At 67.6% G+C, this 23,754-nt stretch carries 22 protein-coding genes; 16 read left to right on the plus strand and 6 right to left on the minus strand.

The features are described 5' to 3' along the window. The first annotated feature begins 29 nt into the window (after positions 1-29). Positions 30-1,214: an amylo-alpha-1,6-glucosidase gene (locus ASC78_RS00055; protein ID WP_055794891.1), complete on the plus strand. Its 1,185-nt coding sequence runs from the start codon at positions 30-32 to the stop codon at positions 1,212-1,214. 85 nt (positions 1,215-1,299) lie between these two features. Further along, positions 1,300-2,364: an adenosine deaminase gene (locus ASC78_RS00060; RefSeq protein ID WP_055794894.1), complete on the plus strand. Its 1,065-nt coding sequence runs from the start codon at positions 1,300-1,302 to the stop codon at positions 2,362-2,364. Here the strand turns inward: ASC78_RS00060 and ASC78_RS00065 are convergent. Next, complete coding sequence (locus ASC78_RS00065; RefSeq protein WP_055794897.1) at positions 2,325-3,623, minus strand: MFS transporter; 1,299 nt, start codon at positions 3,621-3,623, stop codon at positions 2,325-2,327. The genes ASC78_RS00060 and ASC78_RS00065 overlap by 40 nt on opposite strands. Positions 3,624-3,721: 98 nt before the next feature. On the opposite strand from ASC78_RS00065, the gene ASC78_RS00070 reads away from it, so the two are divergent. Both ASC78_RS00070 and ASC78_RS00075 read left to right on the plus strand, forming a co-directional pair. Then, a complete protein-coding gene (locus tag ASC78_RS00070) occupies positions 3,722-4,666 on the plus strand; it encodes a LysR substrate-binding domain-containing protein (RefSeq protein WP_055794901.1) in 945 nt (314 codons plus the stop codon). Positions 4,667-4,754: 88 nt separating this feature from the next. Then, on the plus strand, positions 4,755-5,855 hold the full coding sequence (locus ASC78_RS00075) for a BMP family ABC transporter substrate-binding protein (RefSeq protein WP_055794904.1): 1,101 nt from the start codon (positions 4,755-4,757) through the stop codon (positions 5,853-5,855). On the opposite strand, the gene ASC78_RS00080 is transcribed toward ASC78_RS00075, so the two are convergent. Continuing rightward, entirely contained in the window at positions 5,856-6,737 is an 882-nt protein-coding gene (locus ASC78_RS00080; protein ID WP_055794907.1) for a LysR family transcriptional regulator, read from the minus strand. It lies immediately after the preceding gene. Positions 6,738-6,840: 103 nt separating this feature from the next. Here ASC78_RS00080 and ASC78_RS00085 point away from each other — a divergent pair, with 103 nt between their 5' ends. From ASC78_RS00085 to ASC78_RS00110, 6 genes are all read left to right on the plus strand, one after another. Next, positions 6,841-7,446 (plus strand): short chain dehydrogenase, encoded by a 606-nt coding sequence (locus ASC78_RS00085; protein ID WP_055794910.1) that lies wholly within the window; start codon positions 6,841-6,843, stop codon positions 7,444-7,446. Then, a complete protein-coding gene (locus ASC78_RS00090) occupies positions 7,443-8,426 on the plus strand; it encodes a hypothetical protein (protein WP_055794912.1) in 984 nt (327 codons plus the stop codon). The genes ASC78_RS00085 and ASC78_RS00090 overlap by 4 nt, the downstream gene beginning before the upstream one ends. Positions 8,427-8,503: 77 nt before the next feature. Then, entirely contained in the window at positions 8,504-9,790 is a 1,287-nt protein-coding gene (gene guaD / locus ASC78_RS00095) for a guanine deaminase (protein ID WP_055794915.1), read from the plus strand. An 86-nt stretch (positions 9,791-9,876) separates the two neighbouring features. Continuing rightward, on the plus strand, positions 9,877-10,443 hold the full coding sequence (dcd, locus tag ASC78_RS00100) for a dCTP deaminase (RefSeq protein ID WP_055794919.1): 567 nt from the start codon (positions 9,877-9,879) through the stop codon (positions 10,441-10,443). Positions 10,444-10,594: 151 nt separating this feature from the next. Next, on the plus strand, positions 10,595-11,473 hold the full coding sequence (ypfJ, locus tag ASC78_RS00105; protein WP_055794922.1) for a KPN_02809 family neutral zinc metallopeptidase: 879 nt from the start codon (positions 10,595-10,597) through the stop codon (positions 11,471-11,473). Positions 11,474-11,604: 131 nt separating this feature from the next. Further along, positions 11,605-13,071: a DEAD/DEAH box helicase gene (locus ASC78_RS00110; RefSeq protein ID WP_055794925.1), complete on the plus strand. Its 1,467-nt coding sequence runs from the start codon at positions 11,605-11,607 to the stop codon at positions 13,069-13,071. Between the two features lie 94 nt (positions 13,072-13,165). Here ASC78_RS00110 and ASC78_RS00115 read toward each other — a convergent pair whose 3' ends face one another. From ASC78_RS00115 to ASC78_RS00130, 4 genes are read right to left on the minus strand one after another with little or no spacing between them, the layout of a single operon-like run. Beyond that, a complete protein-coding gene (locus ASC78_RS00115; RefSeq protein WP_055794928.1) occupies positions 13,166-14,797 on the minus strand; it encodes a rhodanese-related sulfurtransferase in 1,632 nt (543 codons plus the stop codon). Further along, a complete protein-coding gene (locus ASC78_RS00120) occupies positions 14,794-15,411 on the minus strand; it encodes a cysteine dioxygenase (protein WP_055794931.1) in 618 nt (205 codons plus the stop codon). The genes ASC78_RS00115 and ASC78_RS00120 overlap by 4 nt, the downstream gene beginning before the upstream one ends. Next, entirely contained in the window at positions 15,408-16,397 is a 990-nt protein-coding gene (locus ASC78_RS00125) for an ABC transporter substrate-binding protein (protein ID WP_055794935.1), read from the minus strand. The genes ASC78_RS00120 and ASC78_RS00125 overlap by 4 nt, the downstream gene beginning before the upstream one ends. Beyond that, on the minus strand, positions 16,394-17,629 hold the full coding sequence (locus tag ASC78_RS00130; protein ID WP_055794938.1) for an acyl-CoA dehydrogenase family protein: 1,236 nt from the start codon (positions 17,627-17,629) through the stop codon (positions 16,394-16,396). The genes ASC78_RS00125 and ASC78_RS00130 overlap by 4 nt, the downstream gene beginning before the upstream one ends. A 109-nt stretch (positions 17,630-17,738) precedes the next feature. Here ASC78_RS00130 and ASC78_RS00135 point away from each other — a divergent pair, with 109 nt between their 5' ends. The 6 genes from ASC78_RS00135 to ASC78_RS00160 all read left to right on the plus strand — a co-directional run bounded on the left by ASC78_RS00135 (position 17,739) and on the right by ASC78_RS00160 (position 23,753). Continuing rightward, positions 17,739-18,740 carry an ABC transporter substrate-binding protein gene (locus ASC78_RS00135; protein ID WP_055794942.1) on the plus strand — a complete coding sequence of 334 codons (1,002 nt, stop codon included), beginning with the start codon at positions 17,739-17,741 and terminating at the stop codon, positions 18,738-18,740. A 38-nt stretch (positions 18,741-18,778) separates the two neighbouring features. Beyond that, on the plus strand, positions 18,779-19,888 hold the full coding sequence (locus ASC78_RS00140) for an LLM class flavin-dependent oxidoreductase (protein ID WP_055794945.1): 1,110 nt from the start codon (positions 18,779-18,781) through the stop codon (positions 19,886-19,888). 144 nt (positions 19,889-20,032) lie between these two features. Continuing rightward, a complete protein-coding gene (locus tag ASC78_RS00145) occupies positions 20,033-20,857 on the plus strand; it encodes a class II aldolase/adducin family protein (protein ID WP_055794948.1) in 825 nt (274 codons plus the stop codon). Positions 20,858-20,881: 24 nt separating this feature from the next. After that, the gene (locus ASC78_RS00150; protein WP_055794951.1) at positions 20,882-21,883 is read left to right on the plus strand and encodes an ABC transporter substrate-binding protein; all 1,002 of its coding nucleotides are present in this window, start codon (positions 20,882-20,884) and stop codon (positions 21,881-21,883) included. Next, complete coding sequence (locus tag ASC78_RS00155) at positions 21,880-22,962, plus strand: ABC transporter permease (protein WP_055794954.1); 1,083 nt, start codon at positions 21,880-21,882, stop codon at positions 22,960-22,962. Before ASC78_RS00150 ends, ASC78_RS00155 begins: the two co-directional genes overlap by 4 nt. Beyond that, positions 22,956-23,753 (plus strand): ABC transporter ATP-binding protein, encoded by a 798-nt coding sequence (locus ASC78_RS00160; RefSeq protein ID WP_055794956.1) that lies wholly within the window; start codon positions 22,956-22,958, stop codon positions 23,751-23,753. The genes ASC78_RS00155 and ASC78_RS00160 overlap by 7 nt, the downstream gene beginning before the upstream one ends. Position 23,754: the final 1 nt, after the last annotated feature.

Below are 23,754 nucleotides of genomic sequence, written 5' to 3' on the forward strand. Positions count from 1 at the left end.
GGTCGCCCGCGGGCGACCCTTTTTTTTGAATGACCCATCTCGACGCATCCAATCTCGCGCTGATCGACGACTGCACCCAAGCCTCGATCCAACTCCTGGAACGCAACCTCACGCCGCACGGCATCCTGGCCGCCAGCCGGACCGAGGCGGCCGTGGCGCGGCGCTACACGCGCATCTTCGGGCGCGACGCCGCCATCTGCGTGATGGCGATGTGCGGCAGCGGCGTGGCCGCGCTGGAGCAGGGCGCCGTGGCCAGCCTCGATGCGCTCGCGGTCCAGCAGGCGGCCAACGGGCAGATTCCCAAATACGTCGACCCCGAAGGGCAGGACGCCGATTTCTGGTACCTGGGCTGCATCGACGCCACGCTGTGGTGGCTGATTGCGGTGGACCACGTGCGGCGCCATGGCAAGGTCGGCGTCTCGCACTGGAGCGGCGAGGTGGAGCGCGCCATCGGCTGGCTGCTGGCGCAGGAGCACCAGCACTTCCGGCTCCTGCAGCAGAACGAGGCCAGCGACTGGGCCGACATCATGCCGCGCTCGGGCTACGTGCTGTACACCAATGCGCTCTGGTATGAGGTGAAGCGCCGCTTCGCGCTGGACCACGCCGAAGCCACCGAGCACCACTTCAACCACCTGTTCCATCCGTACCAACAGGACCTGCCCGAGTACCACCGCGCCCGGCTGCTGCGGCACTATGCGCGTCGCGGGCGAACGGATCCGGGCCTGTACCTCAGTTTCGTCAATCTTTCATTCGTCGGCAACGAGGGAGACGTGTTCGGCAACGTGCTGGCCATACAGAGCGGCCTGGCCGATACCGCGATGGCCAACCGCATCGTCAAGACCATTGCTGCGGCACGCGCGTGCGATCCGTACCCGGTGCGCGTGGTGCTGCACCCGCTGACGCGTGAGCACGAGCTCTGGCGCCCCTACATGGCACGCCACCAGCAGAACGTGGTGCACCAGTACCACAACGGCGGCATCTGGCCCTTCGTCGGCGGCTTCTGGGTCATGGCGCTGGCGCGCCTGGGTCTGCATGACATGGCCTGGCCCGAGCTCGCCCGCCTGGCGCATGTGAACCATCTCGGCGGCTGGCGCTTTACGGAATGGTTCCACGGCCGCACGCTGGCGTCGATGGGCATGGCGGGCCAGAGCTGGAACGCCGCCACTTTCCTGCTGGCCCGGCGTGCGCTGCAGGAGGACGCAGCAGCGTGGTGAGGCATGGGCCGTATACGTTCTGGCGCATCTCCAAGGGGGCGGCTGCGCTTATGCTGTGCGAAATCACAACGCCGATTTTCCCACCATGACCGATTACCGACCCCTCTTCGACAAGAGCTTCGGCGAGAAGATCTCCGTCGACCGCCTGCCCGAGCTGCTGCGCGCCATGCCCAAGGCCGAGCTGCACATGCACATCGAAGGCTCGCTGGAGCCCGAGCTGATCTTCGCGCTCGCGCAGCGCAACGGCGTGGCCATTCCCTATGCGAGCGTCGAAGACCTGCGCAAGGCCTATGCCTTCACCAACCTGCAAAGTTTCCTGGACATTTACTACGCCGGCGCGAGCGTGCTGCTGAAGGAGCAGGACTTCTACGACATGGCCTGGGCCTACCTGGAGCGCGCCGCGGCCGACAACGTGGTGCACACCGAGATGTTCTTCGACCCGCAGACGCACACGGCGCGTGGCGTGCCGATGGAGGTCGTGGTCAACGGCCTGCACCGCGCATGCGCCGATGCGGGGCCCAAGCTCGGCGTGAGCGCGGCGCTCATTCTGTGCTTTCTGCGCCACTTGAGCGAAGAAGAAGCCTTCGAGACACTGGAGCAGGCGCTGCCCTTTCGCGACAAGTTCATTGGCGTAGGGCTCGACTCGAGCGAGGTCGGCCATCCGCCCGAAAAGTTTGCGCGCGTGTTCGCGCGCTGCCGCGAGCTTGGCTTTCACCTGGTCGCGCATGCGGGTGAAGAAGGCCCGCCGGCCTACGTGTGGAGCGCGCTCGACGTGCTCAAGGTGGAGCGCGTCGACCATGGCGTGCAGAGCGCCAAAGACCCGGCGCTGATGAAGCGGCTCGCGCAAGACCGCGTTCCGCTCACCGTGTGCCCGCTGTCGAACCTCAAGCTCTGCGTGTTTCCCGACCTGGCGCAGCACAACCTCGGCGCGCTGCTCGATGCAGGGCTGGTCGCCACAGTCAATTCGGACGATCCGGCATATTTCGGTGGCTACATGAACCAGAACTTCACGCAGACCTTTGCGGCCACCGGCCTCGGCGTGCAGCACGCGTGGCAGCTTGCAGCCAATAGCTTCGAAGGCAGCTTCATCGACGCGGCCGCCAAGCGCGCCTACGTCGATCGGCTCAACGCCGTCTTCGCGAGCTTCTGATCGGCAGCTGCGCCCCGCGGCACCAGCAGCGGCATCGCGACCAGAGCGCACGCGCTGGCCGCGAGCCACACCAGCGGCCAGCCCTGCAGCGCAAGCAGGTGCGGAATGGAGAAGGGCGTGACGAAGCAGACCAGGAACACGCTGGTGTTCGCCATGCCGAGCGCGGTGCCCGCGCGGGCCGCGCCGGCCAGCGTGGCGAGTTCGGTGTAGGCCACGCCGTGCCATGCCGACACGCAGACGCCGCTCGCCGCCAGCAGCACCACCAGTGCCATGCGCAGCGCCGATGAATCGGCGGCGTGTGTGCCCGCGCACAGCACCAGCAGTGAGAGCCCCGCGAACAGCAGCACGCTGAGTGCGCTGCAGGCGCGCAGGTAGCCAGGGCGGTTGCGCTTTCGGTCGGTCCAGCGGCCGCTCCACACGCGCATCACCATGGCGCCAACCTGCACGAACACCATCGTGGCCGTGATGGTTGCGAGGCCCGCATGGCCGAAGTCATGCAGGAACACCGTGCCGAAAGACAGCACCGCGAACTGCGGCGCGCAAAGAATACCGATGCCAGCGACGATGCGCCAGACGCGCGCATCGCGCAACGGGCCGCTGCCCTTCGGTGCGCCTGGTCTTTCGGCGGCCTTGGCTTGCGGCGCAACCGGTGGCTCGTGCACCCAGGCCCAGCTCATCGCTGCGCTGAGCGCGCACAGCAGCGCCAGCAGGCCGTAGAGCGCGGCGAAGCCGAAATGCAGCGCCACGAAGGGCAGCACCAGCGCGCCGATGCCGCCGCCCAGTGGCACGGCCGTCTGGCGGATGCTCATCGCAAGCCCGCGTTCGCCCGCTTCGAACCACGTCATGACCGCGCGGCCGCTCGCGCCGTTGACGCTGCCGCCGAGCAGGCCGACGAGCAACAACCCGCCGCAGAGCCAGCCCAGACCTGGAATGTGCTGCGCGCTCGGCGCGGCCCAGAGCGCCATCGCCACCAATGCGATCGCGGTGCTGCCCAGGCCCGTGAGCAGGACCGGCCTGTCTCCCCAGCGGTCGGTCAAGAGGCCCCATGGCAGTTCGCTCACCGCGATGCCGAGGCCCATGAGGCCGAGCACCAGGCCCAACGTGGCGTTGTCGAGGTGGTAGCCGGTGCGCATGAGTACCGCGGTCATGGGGATGCCGCTGAAGGCCACGGAGAAGGCCGCATTGGCGGCCACGCCCGCGGCCAGCACTTTCCAGCGGTGGCGGCGTGGGTAAGACGGGGAGGAGATCGAATGCGTCATGTCGAGGCGCAGTGTCCGCCCTTGCAAAGGTTTTGAAAATCAGAAAATAATGAGCCGATCATTCGATAAAACAGGACGATTGAACAAGGAAGAAATCCATGTCCCAGGTGATGTTCGATCTCGACGTGCTGCGCAGTTTTTCCACCGGGATTGCGCTCGGCAGCTATGCGCGGGCGGCCGACAAGCTGGGCCGCTCGACGTCGGCCGTGAGCGCGCAGCTCAAGAAACTCGAGGCGCAGGCGGGCACCGTGCTGTTCCGCAAAGCCGGCCGCGGGCTGGAGCTCACCGATGCGGGCGAAACGCTGCTTGCCTATGCGCACCGCATGCTCGAACTCAACGAGGAAGCCGGCGCCGCGATGCGCGGTGCAGACTTGCAGGGCTGGGTGCGGCTCGGCCTGCAGGAAGACTTCGGCGAGACGCTGCTGCCTGCCGTGCTCGGTCGTTTTTCGCGCGCACACCCCAAGGTGCGCATCGAAGCCTGCGTGGCGCGCAGCGCGGAATTGCGCGAGCGGCTCGAACTCCGGCAGCTCGACCTTGCATTGGTGTGGGACACCGGCGACCAGATGACGCCGCACGGCGAGCGCGTGGCGCGCCTGCCGTTACAGTGGATCGGGCCGAGGGCGCCCGATGCGCTCGACGCGGCCTGGTGGAAGGAGCGCGAGCGCCGGCTCGGCGCGCGCAAGAGCAAGGAGCCGCTGCCGCTGGTGCTGCTCGACGCGCCGTGCCCGCTGCGCGACATCGTCACCTCCGCGCTCGATCGCGCGGGAACGCCGTGGCGCCATGCATTCACCAGTGCCAGCCTTGCGGCGCTATGGGCCGCCACCTCGGCCGGGCTGGGGCTCTCGGTGCGCACGCCCTTCGGCCTGCCCGCGCACGTGCGCGCCATCGACCGCACTGCGGTCGGCCTTCCGGCGCTGCCGCAGATGTCGCTCACACTCTATCGCGCGCAGGCCGCGGCCGAGGCGCCGGTGGGCCGGCTGGCCACGCTGCTGCTGGAGGCCGTGCGGCAGCATGTCCAGGCGGACCCGGCGCAGCTTCACTGAACAGCGCCCGCTAAAATCCGCACCCCGCAGCCGGGCGTCCCGGCCGGCTGCGGGTTTTTGCTTTTCCGGGGCCATGTAGAGGACCACCATGTACAAAAACCTCGCGGGCCGCGCCGTTCTGGCGTGGATGGCCGCTTGCTTTTTATCTCCCGCCTTTTCTCAAACGCAAGCGCCGAAAGAGCCGCTGAAGATCGGCTTCGTCTACGTCACGCCGGTGACCGACGCCGGCTGGGTACGCCAGCATGAAGAAGGCCGCAAGGCCGTGGACGCGGCGCTGGGCGGCAAGGTCAAGACCACCTTCGTCGAGAACGTGCCCGAAGGCGCGGACGCCGAGCGCGTCATCCGCGATCTGGCGCAGCAGGGCAACCGGCTGATCTTCACGCCGAGCTTCGGCTACATGGAGCCGACGCTGAAGGTAGCGAAGGACTTCCCCGAGGTGAAGTTCGAGTCGATCACCGGCTACAAAGCCGCGACAAACGTCGCGACCGCGAATGCGCGCTACTACGAGGGCCGCTACCTCGCGGGCATTGCGGCCGGCCGCATGACGAAGACGAACATTGCGGGCTATGTGGCAGGCTTTCCGATTCCCGAGGTGCTGCAGGGCATCAACGCGTTCACGCTCGGCATGCGCTCGGCCAACCCCAATGCCAAGGTCGTCGTGGTGTGGCTCAACGAGTGGTTCGATCCGCCGAAGGAGCGTGATGCCGCCATGGCGCTGTTCAACCAGAACGCCGACGTGCTCGCCTTCCACACCGGTTCCACCGCCGTCATGGCCGCGGCGCAGGAGCGCGGCAAGATGGCCGTGGCCTACCACTCCGACATGCGCAAGATCGCGCCCGACGCGCAGATCGTTGCGGTCACGCACGAGTGGGGCGGCTACTACACGCAGCGCGCCCGTGCCGTGCTCGACGGCAGCTGGAAGAGCGGCAATGTCTGGGGCGGCGTGAAGGACGGAATGATCCGCGTCGGCGACTTCGGCAGCAAGGTGCCCCAGGCCGTGCAGCAGGAGGTGCTGGCGCGCCAGAAGGACATTGCCGCGGGCAAGCTGCAGCCGTTCCGCGCGCTGGCGGGCGACGTGCGCGACAACGAAGGCCGTGTCGTCATCGCCAAGGGCGCCCAGCTGAACGACGAGCAGATCCTGAAGATGAACTGGCTCGCCGAGGGCGTGCAGGGGCGCGTGGGGCGATAGCTAGCCCAGCCTTTCGACGACAAAGTCGACAAAGGTGCGCAGCTTGGCGCTCGGGCGGGCTTCGGGCAGTCGCATGATGTGCACCTGACGCGTCGGAAGCTCCCACTTGGGCAGCAGCTGAACCACCTGGCCCGAAGCCAGCGCGGGGCCGAGCAATGCATCGGCCTGCACGATCACACCCACGCCCGCCATCGCGGCTGCCAGCAACGCCTGCCCGTTGTTGGTGGAAAACGGGCCGCGCACGGGGACATGCACTGTCTTGCCGCCCTGCGTGAAGCGCCATGAGTGATTCGTCCCCCAGGCCGCAAAGCCCAGGAGCGGAAAGGCTTCGAGCTCCGATGGATGTCGGGGCTGGCCGTGGCGTGCGACCCACGCCGGGCTTGCAACCGCGAACATGCGCGCCAATGCGAGCGGCCGCGCAATGAGCCGTTCATCAACGGCTGCGCCCGATCGCACGCCGCAGTCGAAGCCCTCTTCGGCAAGATCGACCACGCGGTCGTTCAGGCTCAGGTCCACCTTCACCTGCGGATAGGCGGCGATGTACTCGGCAATGACGGGTGTGAGGCGGTGTGCGCCATAGGCGACGGGCGCCGTCACGCGCAGCACGCCTTGCGGCATGGCCCGCAGCGATTCCGCCACGCCGTCGGCCGTGTGCACGCTCGCGAGCACGTCCCGGCAGCGCTCCAGGTAGGCGGCGCCGATCTCGGTCAGTGCGTGGCGCCGCGTGGTGCGTTCGAGCAGGCGGGCGCCAAGCTGCTCCTCGAGCGCGCGGATGTGCTTGCCCACCATCACGGCCGAGAGATCGAGCGCCTCGGCAGCGGCCGCAAAGCTCCCCGCATCCACCGTTGCGACGAACACCTCCATGGCGCGCAGCTTGTCCATATTGAGAACCCATAGTTTCGAATTGCCGAACCAAATGGCAATTTATCAAACTATCGATTCGCAAAACAATGAGCCTTCACGATTCATTTTTAGCGAGGTTTGCATGAAGGTTCTTGTTGTGGGCGCGACCGGCGCCGTGGGCAGCGCGGTGGCGCAGGCGCTGGCCGAACGCGGGCATGAGGTGGTGCGCGCGGGCCGCACGCGCGGCGACCGGCAGGTCGACATCACGAGCGATGCGAGTGTCGAGGCGCTGTATGCGGCGGTGGGGCGAGTCGATGCGATCGTGTCGGCGGCCGGTGGCCTTTTTTTCGGACCGCTCGCTGAAATGCGACCGGCCGATTTCAACATCGGCCTGCAGGACAAGCTGCTCGGCCAGGTGCGCCTCGCGCTGCTGGGCCAGCACGTTCTGGCAGATGGCGGCTCGATCACGCTGACCACGGGCGTAGCGGCCGACGACCCGGTTCGCGGGGGAGGCAATGCGGCTGCCGTGAATGCGGGGGTCGAGGGTTTCGTGAAAGGCGCAGCCATCGAGCTGACGCGCGGCCTGCGCATCAATGCGGTGAGTCCGACGCTGCTGACCGAATCGTCGGCCGCGTATGGCGCGCTCTTTCCGGGCGTCGAAACCGTACCAGCCGCGCGCGTGGCGCTGGCCTATGTGCGCAGCGTCGAAGGCCCATTGACGGGGCGCGTGTTTCGCGTGTGGCAATGAGCAGGCGCACGCGACTGGCGGGCGCGCTGCTCGCGCTCGCCACGACGGCGGCAAGCGCCGCACCTCCGGCCGTACAGGCGCTGCCCGAGGACTGGTATCCGGAAAGCGTCGCCATCGGGCCGGATGGTTCGTTCTACGTCGGCAGCTGGCGCCAGGGCGCGGTGGCCAGATTGAAGCCGGGTCTCGCGCCGAAGGCCGAGGTGCTCGTGAAGCCCGGCGCCAACGGTTTGGCGAACGGGCAGGGCGTGCTGGTGGATGCCAGGCATCAAGCCCTCTGGGTTTGCTCGGGCAACATCGGATTCACCACCGTGCCGCAGACGCCGAGCGCACTCAAGCGCTACGACCTGGCCACGGGCGCGCCGCGCGCAAGCTATGCCATGCCCGATGCGGGCTACTGCAACGACCTTGCGCAGGACGCGCGCGGCAATATCTACGTGACCGACTCCTTGCACCCGCGCGTGCTGCGGTTCACGCCGGGCGCTGCCGCGCTCACGGTCTGGAAGGAAGATCCGGCGCTGGCCGGCCCCGGCCCCTACAAGGGCCTGAACGGCATTGCGATCGACAGCGGGCGAAACGTGTACGTGAGCCTCGTGGCGGCCGCCTCCTACCTGCTGCGCATCGACCTCGGCACCGACGGCCGCGCCGGCGGTGTCAGCCGCATCGAGGCCCCGCGCGTGATGAAGAACGTCGACGCGATCCGCGCCTGGAAACCCGGGCGGCTGGTGCTGTTCGAGAGCAATGCCTTCGGTGACGGCCCCTACGGTGGACAGGTCACCGTGGCGCGCGCCGACGGCGCGAAGCTGGCGCTGCAGACGGTGGTGGCGGGGCTCAACGACCCATCGTCGGGCGCGGTGCTGGGCGACCGGGTCTACTTCATCGAATCGAAGTACCCGCTGCTGACCCAGCGCAAGGACAGCGATGCAGAGGTTCCGCTCGGCGTGCCCTTCGACATCCAGTCGCGTGCATTGCCGCCGGATTGAAGTGGGGACGGCGTATAGCACTCATATGCGCATGGAAATTGCGGCGCTGCGGGGCTGGTTTACCCTCCGCAGCAACGATGAAAAAAGCCTACCGCGCCTCCCTCCTGCGATTCGACGACGCCGGCCTGCCGGTTTTCGATGAAGACGGCCTCCTGGTCGTCGGCCCCGACAATGCCGGCCGCCAGCGCGTGCTCGATGCCGGCAGCCATGCCGCCGTGTCGCCGCGCCATCCCGATGCCGCTGTGACGCATCTGCCGGGGCGCATCCTCGCGCCGGGCTTCGTGGACATGCACATCCACTTTCCGCAGACCGACATCATCGGCGCGCCGTCGCCAGGGCTCCTGCCCTGGCTCGAGAACTACACCTTTCCCGCGGAAGCAAAGTTTGCCGACCCGGCGCATTCGAACGAAGTGGCCGGCGTGTTCTTCGATGAGCTCCTGCGCAACGGCGTGACCACGTCACTCACCTTCGCGACTTCGCACGTCGCGTCGGTCGATGCCTTTTTCGAGGGCGCGCAGCGCCGCGGCCTGCGCATGATCAGCGGCAAGGTGCTGCAGGACCGCCATTCGCCCGATGGCGTGCGCGACCAGACCGAGCAGAGCCTCATCGACTCCGAGGCGCTGATCCGCAAGTGGCACAACGTCGATCGCCTGGGCTACGCTATTACGCCGCGCTTCGCGCCCGCGAGCACCGATGCCCAGATGCGCGGCGCGGGCGAGCTGGCCGCGAAATACGCCGACACGTGGATCCAGTCGCACGTGGCCGAGAACCGCGACGAGGTGGCTTGGGTGCGCCAGCTCTATCCGGATGCGCGCTCATATCTCGACGTGTATGCCGGCTTTGGGCTGATGCGTGAACGCGCCGTGTACGCGCATTGCATCTACCTGGACGACACCGACCGCGCGCTGCTGCGCGACACGAAGACGGCCGCCGCCGTGAGCCCGACCAGCAACCTGTTCCTGGGCAGCGGCTTTTTCGATTTCGGTGCGGCCGACCGCGTCGGCTATCTCTACGGCCTGGCCAGCGACGTGGGCGGCGGCACCAGCTTCAGCCCCTTCCACACGATGATGGCGGCCTACTACGTGGGGCGTGAGGGGCAAACCAAGACCGGGCTGAGCATCGCCCCTTCGCAGCTCTGGTGGCGCCACACCGGCGGCGCGGCGCGCGCGCTGGGGCTCGATGGCGTCGTCGGCAACCTGCAGCCCGGCTGCGAAGCCGACTTCCTGGTGCTCAATCCGGCGGCCACGCCGCTGCTGGCGCGCAAGGCCATCCGCGCCGAGAGCCTCGAGGAGTTGCTGTTCGCGATGATCGTGCTCGGCGACGACCGGCTGGTCGAACGCACGGTGATTTCGCAGGCGGGGTAGCCATTGGCTCGTCGCAGTGATGGCAGGGCCATGGCGCATGCCACAATTCGCGCCATTCCCCCCGCAGCAGCAATCAGCGACCGCATATGAGCATCAAGAGCGACAAATGGATCCGGCGCATGGCCGAGCAGAACGGCATGATCGAGCCCTTCGAGCCCGGCCAGGTGCGCGAGGCCGCCGGCCACAAGATCATCAGCTACGGCACCTCGAGCTATGGCTACGACATCCGTTGCGCGCCTGAATTCAAGGTCTTCACCAACATTCACAGCACCGTGGTCGACCCGAAGAACTTCGACGAGAAGAGCTTCGTCGACATGCACGGCGACTACTGCATCATTCCGCCGAACAGCTTTGCGCTGGCCCGCACGGTCGAGTACTTTCGCATCCCGCGCAACGTGCTCACCATCTGCCTTGGCAAGAGCACCTATGCGCGCTGCGGCATCATCGTCAACGTGACCCCGTTCGAGCCCGAATGGGAAGGCTACGTGACGCTCGAGTTCAGCAACACCACGCCGCTGCCCGCCAAGATCTACGCGGGCGAGGGCTGCGCGCAGGTGCTGTTCTTCGAGAGCGACGAGGTCTGCGAGACCAGCTACAAGGACCGCGGCGGCAAGTACCAGGGCCAGCGCGGCGTGACGCTTCCCAAGGCTTGACAGGCCTCGGGGTACCCTTCGCGTATCTCCATTTCCGACGGCGTCCCCGCAGGCATGCAAATGCCTGTTTTGCTTACAAGGCACCGGCACGGACAAAGTACCATCCAGCGACGCTCCGGCACACTTCTGCAAGGCCGGCAAGGAGACCGCGATGAGATGGGAAGGCAACGAACAATCCGACAACGTCGAGGACCGCCGCAGTGGCGGTGGTGGCGGTTTCATCGGCGGGCGAAGCATCGGCATCGGCACCATCGCGGTCGCGCTGATCGCGGGCTGGATCTTCGGCATCAATCCGCTGACCGTGCTCAGCATGCTGAGCGGCGGCGGTGGCGAGCAGGTCCAGGTGCAGCAGCAACAGCAAGGCCCCGCACCCAAGCCGCCTTCGGGCGACCGCGAAGCGGCCTTCGTGTCGACCGTGCTGCGCAACACCGAGGTGGTCTGGACCGACATCTTTCGGAAGAACGGCGGCAACTATCAGCCGCCCCGGCTCGTGCTGTTCCGCGGCGCCACGCCCACGGCCTGCGGCACCGGCCAGGCGGCGATGGGACCGTTCTACTGCCCCGGCGACAAGAAGGTCTACATCGACCTGGGCTTCTACGACACGCTCAAGAACCAGCTCGGCGCGCCGGGCGAATTCGCGCAGGCTTACGTCATTGCGCACGAGGTCGGCCATCACGTGCAGGACGAGCTCGGCGTCACCGCCAAGGTCGAAGGCATGCGAGGCCGCCTGAGCCAGTCGCAGAACAATGCGCTGAGCGTTCGCGTCGAGCTGCAGGCCGACTGCTTTGCCGGCATCTGGGCTCACCATTCGCAAGAGTCGAAGAAGTGGCTCGACCCGGGCGACATCGAGGCGGCCATGAACGCCGCGCAGAAGATCGGCGACGACGCATTGCAGCGTTCCGCGGGCCGCGCGGTGGTGCCCGACAGCTTCACCCACGGGTCCAGCGCGCAGCGCCAACGCTGGTTCGGCGCGGGATACCAAAGCGGCGACGTGAAGTCCTGCGACACCTTCAGCGCACGCAGCCTTTGAGCGTCGGGGGCTTGAAGCCCTCGTGCGTACTGCCTTTGACGCTATGAAATAAATAGCAATACCGACGTCGCGGACGTTGTCATACCGCCGTCACTGCTATTTTTTGCGGCAGTGCGACAATAGAAGGCTTAATGACAAGCTCCTTCTCCAATCTATCGCTGGCGGAACCGCTGGCGCGCGCCGTAGCCGAAATGGGCTACGAGACCATGACTCCCATCCAGGAGCAGGCCATTCCGGTCGTGCTTTCGGGCCAGGACGTGATGGGGGCCGCGCAGACCGGCACCGGCAAGACCGCGGCTTTTTCGCTGCCCTTGCTGCAGCGCATGCTCAAGCACGAGAACTCGTCCACCTCGCCCGCGCGGCACCCGGTGCGTGCACTGGTGTTGCTGCCCACGCGCGAACTGGCCGACCAGGTGGCCCAGCAGGTCAAGCTGTACGCCAAGTACACCAACCTGCGCAGCACCGTGGTGTTCGGCGGCATCGACATGAAGCCGCAGACCCTCGAGCTCAAGAAAGGCGTCGAAGTGCTGGTGGCCACGCCGGGCCGGCTGCTCGACCACATCGAGGCCAAGAACGCCGTGCTCAACCAGGTGGAGTACGTGGTGCTCGACGAGGCCGACCGCATGCTGGACATCGGCTTCCTGCCCGACCTGCAGCGCATCCTGAGCTACCTGCCCAAGCAGCGCACAACGCTGTTGTTCTCGGCCACTTTCTCGCCCGAGATCAAGCGGCTGGCCGGCAGCTACTTGCAGAACCCCGTCACCATCGAGGTGGCGCGGCCGAACGAAACGGCGTCCACCGTCGAGCAGCACTTCTACAGCGTAAGCGACGACGACAAGCGCCGCGCGCTCAAGCAGATCGTCAAGCAGCGCGGCATCACGCAAGCCTTCGTGTTCGTCAACAGCAAGCTCGGTTGCGCGCGCCTCGCACGCTCGCTGGAGCGCGACGGCCTGCGCACCACCGCGCTGCATGGCGACAAGAGCCAGGACGAACGCCTGAAGGCGCTCGCCTCGTTCAAGGCCGGCGAAGTCGACCTTTTGGTGTGCACCGACGTCGCGGCCCGCGGCCTCGACATCAAGGACGTGCCGGCGGTGTTCAACTTCGACATTCCGTTCAACGCCGAAGACTACGTGCACCGCATCGGCCGCACCGGCCGTGCCGGCGCGTCGGGCCTGGCCGTGAGCTTTGCCAGCGGCGGCAACGATGCGCGCCTGGTGGCCGACATCGAGAAGCTGATCAAGAAGAAGATCGAGCTCGAACCCGTCGAGTTCGAGGAAGACAATCCGCGCGGCCGCATCAACGACGGCCGTCGCCATTGGCGCGAAGAAGGCGAAGCGGGCGACGCACGCGACGTGCTCGACCAGCCGCGCGAACGCAGCAGCATTGGCGCTGAAGCGCGCCGCGGCGGCGGACGCCCGCACCGCGCGCCGTCAGCACCGCGCGATCCGTTCTTCGACAAGCCCTACGAACCGGGCCAGGCCGACGCCACGCCCGCGTGGGAAGCCGCCGCCAAGGCCGCGCCGGCGCGCGGCATCTCGAGCAACATCAAGACCAAGCGCAAGGTTGCGGCGCTGTTCAAGAGCGCCGAGACCAACTGACGGAGCACCAGGGCCTCGCTTCGGCGAGGCCTCTGCCCAAAGAAAAAGCCGGCGATGCCGGCTTTTTCTTTGAGCGAACCGCCGTGCGAAACGCTCAGATCACGCGGAAGTGATGCGTTCCGTCGCGCGCCAGTTGCGCCACCAGTCCGTATTCCCAATCCAGGTACGCCTGCATCGCCTCGGCGGGCGCGTCGGTGCCTTCGTAGGGGCGGCGATAACGGTCGGTGCGCTGCGTCGCGAGCTGCGTCTCACCGGATTCGCCTTCGAAGCCCGCCGCGAACCAGGCCGCGTTGCCGCCCGCCAGCACCAGCACTTCCACATCGCGTTGGCCCTTTGCGTCGAGCCGTTGGCGCAGGTCGGCCGCGGCATAGCGCGCGAGCAGGCTGCTGCCGCAGGTCAGCACGTAGCGCTGCGCCGGCGGAATGGCCGTGCCGATGGCCTCTGCCAACTGTGCGCGAATGGCATACCAGGCGCCGGGAATGTGCCGCTTCACATAGTCGGCGCTGGTGGTCACGTCGATCACGGCCGTTGCTGCCGGCTGCTTCAGCAAGGCCGCGAGGTCATTGGGCGAGATCTCGCGAATGGCCACCGCGGCCAGTGGATAGGCGGGCGGCGGCGCCCCTTTTTCCGTGAAGGCCGAAGCGCCTGGCACTGCGTCCGGCACATAGACTTCCCACCCCATCTGCGCGAGCCACGACGCACTCATCGAAGCACGCACGCCATCGTCGTCAGCCAACACGATGCGCGCGCCGCGCACCGGCACCTGGTGGTCGGTTTCCTGCACCAGCTGGCCGCCCGGCGCGCTTGCGAAGCCGGGCAGGTGGCCTGCGTCGTATTCCTCTGACGTTCGCACGTCGAAGCGGTACAGCGTGCGCCCGGGTGCTTCGAGCGCATTCAATGCATCGAGCGCGATGCGGCGCACGCCAGCTTTGTCCGCCACACGCCGCGCATCGGCCTGTGCCTGCGCGCGATGCGCATCGGACACCGCGGCCGGTGCCTTGCGGTCTGCGCCATGGTCGAGCACCTGTCCCGCGAGCTTCCAGCCGATGGTGCCGTTGCGCAGCGCCGCCACCGGATTCGGAATGCCCGCATTCACCAGCGATTGCGTGCCGATGATGCTGCGCGTGCGGCCTGCGCAATTGACGATCACCTGCGTGGCGGGATCGGGCGCCAGCTCTCGCACGCGCAGCACCAGTTCCGCGCCGGGTACGCTGGTGGCCGATGGAATGCTCATCGTCCGGTATTCGTCGAAGCGCCGTGCGTCCAGCACCACCACGTTGGCCTTGCCATCGATCAGCGCCTTCACCTCGGGTGCGGAGAGCGACGGCGTGTGGCGCTCGTGCTCGACCAGTTCGCCGAAGGACTTGCTCGGCACGTTGACGTCGCGGAACAACTCGCCGCCGGCCGCGCGCCAGCCTTCGAGGCCGCCTTCGAGCAGGTGCAGGTTCGTGTAGCCCAGCGAGGCCAGCGTGCGCGCGGCCAGCGGCGCCAGGTCGGTGCCGTCATTCGCGCCGTACAGCACGATGAAGGTGTCCAGCCGCGGTATGCGCCGCCAGGCTTCGATCTCGATGCGCGAGAGCGGCAGGTTCGCGGCCCACAGCGGATGCTCCTGCGCGAAGGGGTCTTCCTCGCGCACGTCGAGCAGCGCGGTTTCTTCGCGCGCGAGCAGGCGCGCGCGCACCGCGGCAAATGGCACAAGGGAAAAGGCGGAGGCAGAGGTCGTCATGCGGAGGTCGTCGATTTGAGTTCGGCGGAGCGGTCCCACAGGTTGGGAAGAAGCGTGTTGGAGTAGCCCGAGACAAAGGGCTTGCGTCCGCCCTCGGCCGGGTAAGTATGCCGCCGCACAGCGCCGATGTTGGCACCGTACACGTGGATGCTGATCGACACGCGGTCCGCGTGTGCGTTGTGCACGCGGTGCAGGTCGCCCAAGGTCGGCGACACAGCCTCCACCTCGCCGGCGTCGAGCCGCACCGCTGCACCTTGCGGCCGTGCCCGGCCATCGGGGTCGAGGGCGTAGCCCTGGCTGTATTCGGCGCCGCGCAGCATGCCGATCAGCCCCCACACCGTGTGGTCATGCACCGGCGTCGCTTGCCCCGGTCCCCAGACAAAGCTCACGACCGAGAAGCGCTCGGTGCTGTCGGCGTGCAGCAGAAACTGCTGGTAGCGCGTCGTTTCAGGTTGGGCAAAGGCGTCGGGCAGCCAGTCGTCCCGCGCGACCAGCGTGCGAAGCAGTGCGCCGCCTTCGGAAAGAATGCGCGGCTCGTCCGGGCCGCCGTCGAGCAGGCGGCTGAACGCGCCCACGAACTCGCGCAGCGGCGCGATGCCAGGAACTGCGCTCACGCCGGACGTTTCCAGACCTGTGCGTCGGTGATGGCGCGCACGTCCACACGCACCGGCAGAATGCCGTCGCGCGCCGAGCGGTCGGCCACCGCCTGCAAGGCGACGATGTCGGCTTCGGACACCGGACGGCCGGTGACCGAGGCACGCGCGGTGATGATCCGGGCCGATTCGATCGGCAGGCGCGTGAGCTGGCTGTAGGCCTGCGCATACGCCTCGGAATTGGCCAGCGCCCATTCGCCGGCACGCGCGAGCCGTTCGAGAAACTGCACGATGGCTGCGCGCTTGGCTGGGTCGGCCAACGAGGGCTCGCTCGCGGTGATGAAACCCAGCGCCGTGTTGATGCCGCGCCCGTCGCGCAGGATGCGCCCGCCCTGCTGCAGCGCGATGGTGTAGTAGGGATCGAAGACGGCCCAGGCATCGATCTGCTTCGAAGCGAAGGCCGCGGCCGCATCGGTCGGCAGAACGAACTTCACCGTGACCTCGTCGCGCCGCACGCCGGCTTCTTCGAGAGCGCCATACAGCTGGTACTGCGAGATGCTGCCGCGCGCGGACGACACGATCACCGTCTTGCCGCGCAGGTCGGCCACCTTCTGCAATGGCGAATCGGGCTGCACCACGATGCCGAGCGCATCGGCCTTGCCCACGCGCGTGGCGACGATCTTCAGCGGCGTGCGGCCGACGGCGGCGGCCAGCACCGGCAGGTCGCCAGCCACCGCCGTGTCGACCGCCGCGCTGCGCTGCGCTTCGAACAGCGGTGCCGCACCCTGGAAATTGGCCCAGCGATAGGCGAAAGGCGCGCCCTCGAGCGCCTTCGAGGCTTCGAACAGCGCGCGCAGGCCGCCGGCCTGGTCGCCGAGCACCAGCGTCGTCTGCGGCTGCGCCCATGCGCGCAGCGCGCCGGCGGCCGTGAGCGAGAGGGCAGCACCCTGCTTGAGCCAGCTGCGGCGCGAGGCCTTGGAGGCCTTGGAGATGAGCAGGTCGGTCATGCGGTGACTCCTGTTGAGGGCTGCAATGCACGCGCGCCCGCTGCGACCAGGATCGCGTCGTTCTGAGGCGTGTGGATGCGGCTGCACAACACGTCGCGGTAGTGCCGCTCCAGCGGGTTCTGCCGCGTGAGGCCGTGGTTGCCGCTCAGCTGGAGCGCAAGTTCGACTGCGCGGATCGCGTTGTTCGTCACCGTGTACTTGAGCAGACCGCTTTCGGTGGCCGGCTGCGCGCGACCCTCATCCACGGCGCGGGTGGCATCGTCGAGCAGCACGCGGTTGGTGCGCAGCAGCGCGGCGATTTCTCCGACGTGCTCCTGCACGCGCGGCAAGCTCGCGAGCGGTGCACCCAGGCTCCCGGGCGCGCGCTGGTTCAAGAAGCTCACGAGCCAGTCGCGCGCCGCCTGCGCCACCGCGTCGTAGAGGCTTGCGAGCAGCACCGTCATCCAGGCCTGCTGCGTGGCATGGGCGTCGATGTCGGTCTGGCTGCCGGCGTCGGGAGCCCAGTCGCCAGGGGCGCGCAGGTCGACCGCATGGTCGAGCTCGATTGCCACGTTCTCGAACACCACCTCGTGGCTGCCCGAAGCGCGCAGGCCCAAGTGGTCCCAGCTTGCGATCACGCGCACGCCGGGTGCATCGCGCGGCACCAGGAACACGCCGGTGCGCGGCGCGGGTTCGTCCGTGCGGCCCCACACGGCGAGCCACGAGAGACCCTCAATGCCGGTCGTATAGAGCTTGTGGCCGTCGATCTTCCAGCCGCTGCCTTCGCGGCGAGCGACTGTCGCGGGCAGCCCGCCGCGCGCCGGCGAGCCGAGCGCGGGCTCCACGCGCAGCGCATTGATGAGGCCCCCGCGATCCACCGCGTCTCGCAGCACGCGTTCGCGCAGGTGCGGCGGCCAGCGGCTGTCGCTGCGCGCAATGGCGTGGTGCTGCAGGTAGGTCATCGTCAGGATCAGCGCGGTGGCCGGCTCGCCGCGCGCCACGGCCGCGACCACGCGCCGCGCCGTCGCCAGCGAGGCGCCCCCGCCGCCGTACGTCGCGGGCGTCACCAGGCCGATGAGGCCGTGCGACTGCAGCACCTCGAAGTTCGGGCGCGGAAAGGCGCCGCTGCGGTCGTGATCGGCTGCGGTGGAGGCGAACTGCGACGACAGCCGCGCCAGCACGGCGGCATCGACGGTGGCAGGGGCGGGATCTTCATTCGTGGCCGGCGGGCGGCGCAAGGGGAGTGCACTCATGGTCCGGCACGTTAGCGGCGACTTGCCGCGACAAAAACGACGCATCCCGCATATGCAAACTCGTTTTTCTGCGTTCGCTTTCAGCGCCGGCCTCAGTACCGTCCGGGCCATGAAATCTGATTTGTTGATGGACCGGCGACGTCTGCTCCAGGCCGCCGCAGCGTGGAGTGCGATGGTCGCCGCGGGTGGAACGCAGGCTGCAACGCCGGCACGCGACCTTTCCGGCGTGACCCTGCGCGTGGGCACCTACAAGGGGCTCTGGCGGCCGCTGCTGCAGGCTTCCGGCCAGGCCGACACGCCCTACAAGATCGACTGGCGCGAGCTGAACAACGGCGTGCTGCACATCGAGGCCATCAACGGCGACGCGCTCGACCTGGGCTCGGGTAGCGAGATTCCGCCGGTGTTTGCGGCGCGCCAGAGGTCGAGCGTGAAGCTGGTGGCCGTGACGCACGAAGACCTGAACAACCAGGCCACGCTGGCGCGCAAGGATTCGCCGATCCGCAGCATTGCCGACTTCAAGGGCAAGCGCGTGGGCTATGTGCGCGCCACCACCTCGCACTATTACCTGGCCAAGCAGTTGGCAGAAGCCGGGCTCTCGTTCAGCGACATCCAGGCCGTGAGCCTCACACCGTCGGACGGCTTGTCGGCCTTTGCGCGCGGCGACCTCGATGCCTGGGCCATCTATGGCTACAACGGCCAGCTTGCGCGCACGCAATACGGCGCGCGCACCATCAAGACCGGCGTGGGCTATCTCTCGGGCAACTTCCCCATCTACGCGAATCCGCGCGCGCTGGACGATGCGTTGCGCCGCGCGGCATTGAGCGATCTGCTGCAGCGCCTGCAGCGCTCGTTCGCATGGATCAACGGCAACTTCCTGGCCTATGCGCGCGCGCAGTCGGCCGAGACGCGCGTGCCGGTCGGCGACCTGGTCGAGCTCTTCAACGGCCGCAGCGGCGACTACAGCCTGGGCCCCGTCACCGACGCCGTGGTGCGCAGCCACCAGGAGGTGGCCGACACCTTTTTGAAGATCGGCGTGCTCGACGGCCCGGCCGACGTCAAGCCCTTGTGGGACCGCAGCTTCGAAAGCGTACTGCGCCTGCCCGCCGCCTGAACAACCCCGCATTCAATCCTGAAAAACACGAGGACACCATGAGCCAGAACGACGTTGAATTCATCGGCATGATCCAGGGCCAGAAGGTCTCGGAGATCCACGCCGCCAAAGGCCCGGCCATCGATCGCGACTATGTGCGCGCCTTTGCCCAGGCGCACGAGAACGCGGGCTTCGACCGCGTGCTGGTGCCGCACCATTCCACCAGCCCCGATGCCACGCTGACGGTGGCCTACGCGGCCTCGGTCACCGACCGCATCCACTTCATGCTCGCGCACCGCCCCGGCTTCGTGGCACCCACGCTCGCGGCGCGGCAGTTTGCCTCGCTCGACCAGTTCAGCGGCGGCCGGCTCGGCGTGCACTACATCTCGGGCGGCTCCGACGAGGAGCAGCGGCGCGACGGCGACTGGCTCGATCATGACCAGCGCTATGCCCGCACCGATGAGTACCTGGAGGTGCTGCACAAGGTGTGGACCGGCGAGAAGCCCTTCGACCACGAAGGCGCGCACTACCGCTTCCAGAATGCGTTTTCGGAAGTGAAGCCGGTGCAGACGCGCAACGGCAAGCCGCATGTGCCGGTGTATTTTGGCGGTGCGTCGGAGGCCGCGATTCCCGTGGCCGGCAAGTACGCCGACGTGTATGCGCTATGGGGCGAATCGCTCGACCAGGCGCGCGAACTCACGACCCGCGTGCGCGCCGAAGCTGCGAAGCATGGCCGCAGCGTGCGCTTCTCGGTGTCTTTCCGCCCGATCCTCGCGGAGACCGAAGACGCCGCATGGGCGCGCGCCGACAGCATCCTGGCCGAGACGAAGCGCCTGCGCGTGGTGCAAGGCTACAACCGCGGCGGCCCGCAGCAGAGCGAAGGCGCGAAGCGCCTGCTGGCCGCAGCCGGGAAGGGCACGCGGCTCGACAAGCGGCTGTGGACCGCGGTTGCGCAGGAAATCGGCGGCCGCTCCAACAGCACCGCACTCGTCGGCACGCCCGAGCAGGTGGCCGATGCGCTGCTCGATTACTACGACCTGGGCGTGACCACCTTCCTGATCCGCGGCTTCGATCCGCTGGAGGATGCGACGGACTATGGGCGCGAGCTGATTCCGCGTACGCGCGAGCTGGTGGCGCAGCGCGCGGCCTCGGTTCGCAAGGCGGCATGACTTGACTTTCTCCATCCCCCTCTGGGGGTGGGCAGGGGTGAGGGCAAGCGGCGTTCAACACGCCGCAGCCTTGCAAGCGCCACTTGCCCCATCCCAACCTTCCCTCAGAGGGGGAAGGAGCAATACCAAATACGAGGAATCTTCATGAGTGCAGTTCTGTCGATCGACTGGGATGCCGGTATCGCGCTTCGGCGCAACCCGAACCCGCAACAGAAATACTGGTTCGACCCGATCCCGCCACGCACCAGCGTGCAGGCCGAACGCCGCCATCGGCAGGAGCGCCTCGCCGGCGCCTTTCGCCTGTTCGCGCGCTTCGGCTTTGCGCAGGGCCTCGCGGGCCACATCACCGCGCGCGACCCCGAGCTGGCCGATCACTTCTGGGTCAACCCGCTGGGCATCCACTTCTCGCGCATCAAGGTGTCCGATCTGCTGCTGGTCAATTCGAAGGGTGAGACCGTGATTGGCGACCGGCCGCTCAACAAGGCCGCGTTCGCGATCCACGCGGCGATCCACGAGCACAACCCGAAGATCATTGCCGCCGCCCACACGCACTCGACCTACGGCAAGGCCTGGTCCACGCTGGGCCGCAAGCTCGACACCCTCACGCAGGACAGCTGCGTGTTCCACGAAGACGTGGCGCTCTTCGACGACTTCACCGGCATGGTGGTCGACACCAGCGAGGGCGACCGTATCGCACACGCGCTGGGCGACAAGAAGGGCGCCATTCTCAAGAACCACGGCATCCTGACCGCGGGCCCCTCGGTGGAAGCTGCCGCGTGGTGGTACATCGCGCTCGACAACGCCTGCCACACGCAACTGCTGGCCGAAGCCGCCGGCAAGCCGCAGCCCATCGACGAAGCCACGGCGCGCCACACACACAGCCAGATTGGCGGCCCGGAGGGGGCCATCCATTCCTTCGACAGCCTTTATGAAGGTCTCGTTGAAGCGGAACCCGAACTGCTGGACTGAACAAAAAAACCAACGGAGTTCTCGATGACCGCATCCCTTTCACGCCGCAGCGTCCTGCGCGCAGGCGGCGCCGCCGCCGTGGTCGCCTCGGGCGGGCTGATTGCCTCGCAGGCGTTTTCGCAGCAGACCCGCAAGCTCACCTTCGCCTGGAACGCCGCCGCGTTCTGCCTCTCGCCCGTCGTCGTCGCGCAGGAGCGCGGCTACTTCGAGCGCAACGGGCTCCAGGTGGACCTGATCAACTACACCGGCTCCACCGACCAGTTGCTGGAGTCGCTGGCCACGGCCAAGGCCGATGCGGCCGTGGGCATGATCCACCGCTGGCTCAAGCCGCTGGAGTCGGGCTTCGATGTGAAGATCGTCGGCAGCTCGCACGGCGGCTGCGTGCGGCTCGTGGGCGCCAAGGCGGCGGGTGCCACCAGCATTGCTAGCCTCAAGGGAAAGACTATCGGCGTGTCGGACATTGCGAGTCCGGGCAAGAACTTCTTCTCCATTCTGCTGGCCAAGAACGGCATCGATGCCGACAGGGACGTGACCTGGCGCCAGTACCCCGCGGACCTGCTCGACATTGCCGTGCAGAAGGGCGAGATCCACGCCATTGCCGATGGCGACCCGAACGTCTACCTGATCGAGAAGCGCAACAAGGGCGCCTTCGTGGAGATTGCGAGCAACCTCTCTGGCGAATACAAGGATAAGGTCTGCTGCATCGTCGGCGCGCGCGGCGAGCTGGTGCGCAAGGACAAGCCGACCGTGGCCGCACTGGTGCGCGCCATTGCGCAGGCCTCCGACTACGTGGCGGAGAACCCCAACGAATCGGCCAAGCTCTTCGCCAAGTACTCGCCCAAGGTGCCGGTGGAAGACCTGCGCGCGCTGCTGGGCACGCTCACGCACAACCATCATCCGCTCGGCAAGAACCTGCGCGACGAGGTGGAGTTCTATGCGCGCGATTTCCGCGGCGTCGGCGTGCTCAAGAAGACCACCGATCCGGCGCGCTTTGCAGAACACGTCTCTTTCGATCCACTCGCATGAGCACCCCAGACCCCGCATTGGGCTTCGATTCCCTCCCCTTCCGGGGGAGGGCGAGGGTGGGGGCCGCGGCGCCCGAACGCAGGCCTTCTCCCGCATCGACATCGCCCCGCATTCAAGCAGCCCTGCCCACATGGCGCATCGGCTTCGCCGCCGCTGCGACATGGCTCGCCCTCGGCCTGCTCACCATCTACTGGCCGAACCGGGCCGTGGGCTTCAGCGACTGGGCCTATACCGACGAGTTCGGCATCGCAGCCATTGCCGTCGGTGCGTTGCTGCTGGCCATCGCATTGCTCGGCCCGCGCGCCGGCCGCGTCGCACGCCTGCTCCGGCCCGCCGGCCCCTGGCTCGTCGCGCTGCCGCTGCTCTTCGCCATCTGGGAGATCGCAACCGCAAAGCTCGCGCTGCTCCCCACGCCGTTCTTCGCGCCGCCGCAAAGCCTTATCGAAACCTACATCGACGATTGGCGCCGCCTTGGCGAAAGCCTGCTGCACTCGGCGCGCTTGCTCGCGCACGGCTTCGTGCTGGGCGCGCTCGCGGGCTTTCTCACGGGCGTGACCATCGGCTGGTCGCGCATCGCGGGCTACTGGGTGCATCCGGTGCTGCGCTTCCTCGGGCCGGTGCCGGCCTCGGCGCTGCTGCCGCTCGCATTCTTCTTCTTCCCATCGAGCTATGCGGCCGCGGTGTTCCTGATTGCGCTGGCTACGGGCTTTCCCGTGGCGGTGCTCACCTGGTCCGGCGTGGCGGGCGTCAACCGCAACTACTATGACGTGGCGCGCACCATGGGCGCGAGCGAGCGCTTCCTGGTGCTGCGGGTGGCCATTCCGGCAGCCTTGCCCCAGGTGTTCGTGGGCCTCTTCATGGGCCTGGGCGCGGCGTTCTCGGTGCTGGTCACTGCCGAGATGATGGGCGTGAAGGCCGGGCTCGGCTTCTATCTTTCGTGGGCGCAGGGATGGGCCTCGTACTCGAACATGTACGCCGCGCTGATCGTGATGGCCGTGCTGTGCTCGGGCCTGATCACGTTGCTCTTCAAGGTGCGCGACCGCGTGCTGTCGTGGCAGAAAGGAACCGTCAAATGGTAGCCGCCGCAGTTGCTGCCGAAGCGGGTGTGCGCCAGGCCGGCGCGCACATCGACATCCGCGGCGTGAGCCATTGGTTCGATGTGGCGGCAGGGCCGCTGCAGGTGCTCGACGACATCGACCTCACGGTGAAGCCCGGCGAGTTTGTCGCGCTGCTGGGGCCGAGCGGTTGCGGCAAATCGACCTTGCTGCGCCTCGTGGCCGGGCTCGAGCCCGCCACGGCCGGCCGCATCACGCAGGACGATGCGCCCATCACGCGGCCCGATCCGTCGCGCATCGTCGTGTTCCAGGACCCCACGCTCTACCCGTGGCGCAGCGTGTGGGACAACGTGGCGCTGGGCTTGCAGGCGCGCGGCGTGCTCAAGGCGCAGCGCGGGCGTGTCGACGAAGCGCTCAATCTCGTCGGCCTCACCGACTTTGCAAAAGCCTTTCCGCACCAGCTTTCGGGCGGCATGGCGCAGCGCGTGGCGTTGGCGCGCGCGCTGGTCAACGATCCGCAGTTGCTGGTGCTCGACGAGCCGCTCGGAAAGCTCGATTCGCTCACGCGCATCTCGATGCAGAGTGAGCTCGTCAACCTGTGGCAGCGCGCGGGCTTCTCGGCGCTGCTGGTCACGCACGACGTGGAAGAGGCGCTGTTCCTCGCCAACCGCGTGGTCGTGCTGAGCGACCGCCCGGCGCGCATCGCGGCGGAGATCGTGGTCGACCTGCCGTATCCGCGCCATCGCGGGCATGCGCGGCTGGCCGAGCTTCGGCACGAAGCACTGCGACACCTGGGGCTCGACGCCACGTGGTGAC

Source organism: Variovorax sp. Root318D1 (assembly GCF_001424835.1).
Classification (GTDB): domain Bacteria; phylum Pseudomonadota; class Gammaproteobacteria; order Burkholderiales; family Burkholderiaceae_C; genus Variovorax.

Coding starts and splice junctions, on each gene's coding strand:
- ASC78_RS00055 (WP_055794891.1), top strand. CDS start 30: ATGACCCATCTCGACGCATCCAATCTCGCGCTGATCGACGACTGCACC.
- ASC78_RS00060 (WP_055794894.1), top strand. CDS start 1,300: ATGACCGATTACCGACCCCTCTTCGACAAGAGCTTCGGCGAGAAGATC.
- ASC78_RS00065 (WP_055794897.1), bottom strand. CDS start 3,623: ATGACGCATTCGATCTCCTCCCCGTCTTACCCACGCCGCCACCGCTGG.
- ASC78_RS00070 (WP_055794901.1), top strand. CDS start 3,722: ATGTCCCAGGTGATGTTCGATCTCGACGTGCTGCGCAGTTTTTCCACC.
- ASC78_RS00075 (WP_055794904.1), top strand. CDS start 4,755: ATGTACAAAAACCTCGCGGGCCGCGCCGTTCTGGCGTGGATGGCCGCT.
- ASC78_RS00080 (WP_055794907.1), bottom strand. CDS start 6,737: ATGGACAAGCTGCGCGCCATGGAGGTGTTCGTCGCAACGGTGGATGCG.
- ASC78_RS00085 (WP_055794910.1), top strand. CDS start 6,841: ATGAAGGTTCTTGTTGTGGGCGCGACCGGCGCCGTGGGCAGCGCGGTG.
- ASC78_RS00090 (WP_055794912.1), top strand. CDS start 7,443: ATGAGCAGGCGCACGCGACTGGCGGGCGCGCTGCTCGCGCTCGCCACG.
- guaD (WP_055794915.1), top strand. CDS start 8,504: ATGAAAAAAGCCTACCGCGCCTCCCTCCTGCGATTCGACGACGCCGGC.
- dcd (WP_055794919.1), top strand. CDS start 9,877: ATGAGCATCAAGAGCGACAAATGGATCCGGCGCATGGCCGAGCAGAAC.
- ypfJ (WP_055794922.1), top strand. CDS start 10,595: ATGAGATGGGAAGGCAACGAACAATCCGACAACGTCGAGGACCGCCGC.
- ASC78_RS00110 (WP_055794925.1), top strand. CDS start 11,605: ATGACAAGCTCCTTCTCCAATCTATCGCTGGCGGAACCGCTGGCGCGC.
- ASC78_RS00115 (WP_055794928.1), bottom strand. CDS start 14,797: ATGACGACCTCTGCCTCCGCCTTTTCCCTTGTGCCATTTGCCGCGGTG.
- ASC78_RS00125 (WP_055794935.1), bottom strand. CDS start 16,397: ATGACCGACCTGCTCATCTCCAAGGCCTCCAAGGCCTCGCGCCGCAGC.
- ASC78_RS00130 (WP_055794938.1), bottom strand. CDS start 17,629: ATGAGTGCACTCCCCTTGCGCCGCCCGCCGGCCACGAATGAAGATCCC.
- ASC78_RS00135 (WP_055794942.1), top strand. CDS start 17,739: ATGAAATCTGATTTGTTGATGGACCGGCGACGTCTGCTCCAGGCCGCC.
- ASC78_RS00140 (WP_055794945.1), top strand. CDS start 18,779: ATGAGCCAGAACGACGTTGAATTCATCGGCATGATCCAGGGCCAGAAG.
- ASC78_RS00145 (WP_055794948.1), top strand. CDS start 20,033: ATGAGTGCAGTTCTGTCGATCGACTGGGATGCCGGTATCGCGCTTCGG.
- ASC78_RS00150 (WP_055794951.1), top strand. CDS start 20,882: ATGACCGCATCCCTTTCACGCCGCAGCGTCCTGCGCGCAGGCGGCGCC.
- ASC78_RS00155 (WP_055794954.1), top strand. CDS start 21,880: ATGAGCACCCCAGACCCCGCATTGGGCTTCGATTCCCTCCCCTTCCGG.
- ASC78_RS00160 (WP_055794956.1), top strand. CDS start 22,956: ATGGTAGCCGCCGCAGTTGCTGCCGAAGCGGGTGTGCGCCAGGCCGGC.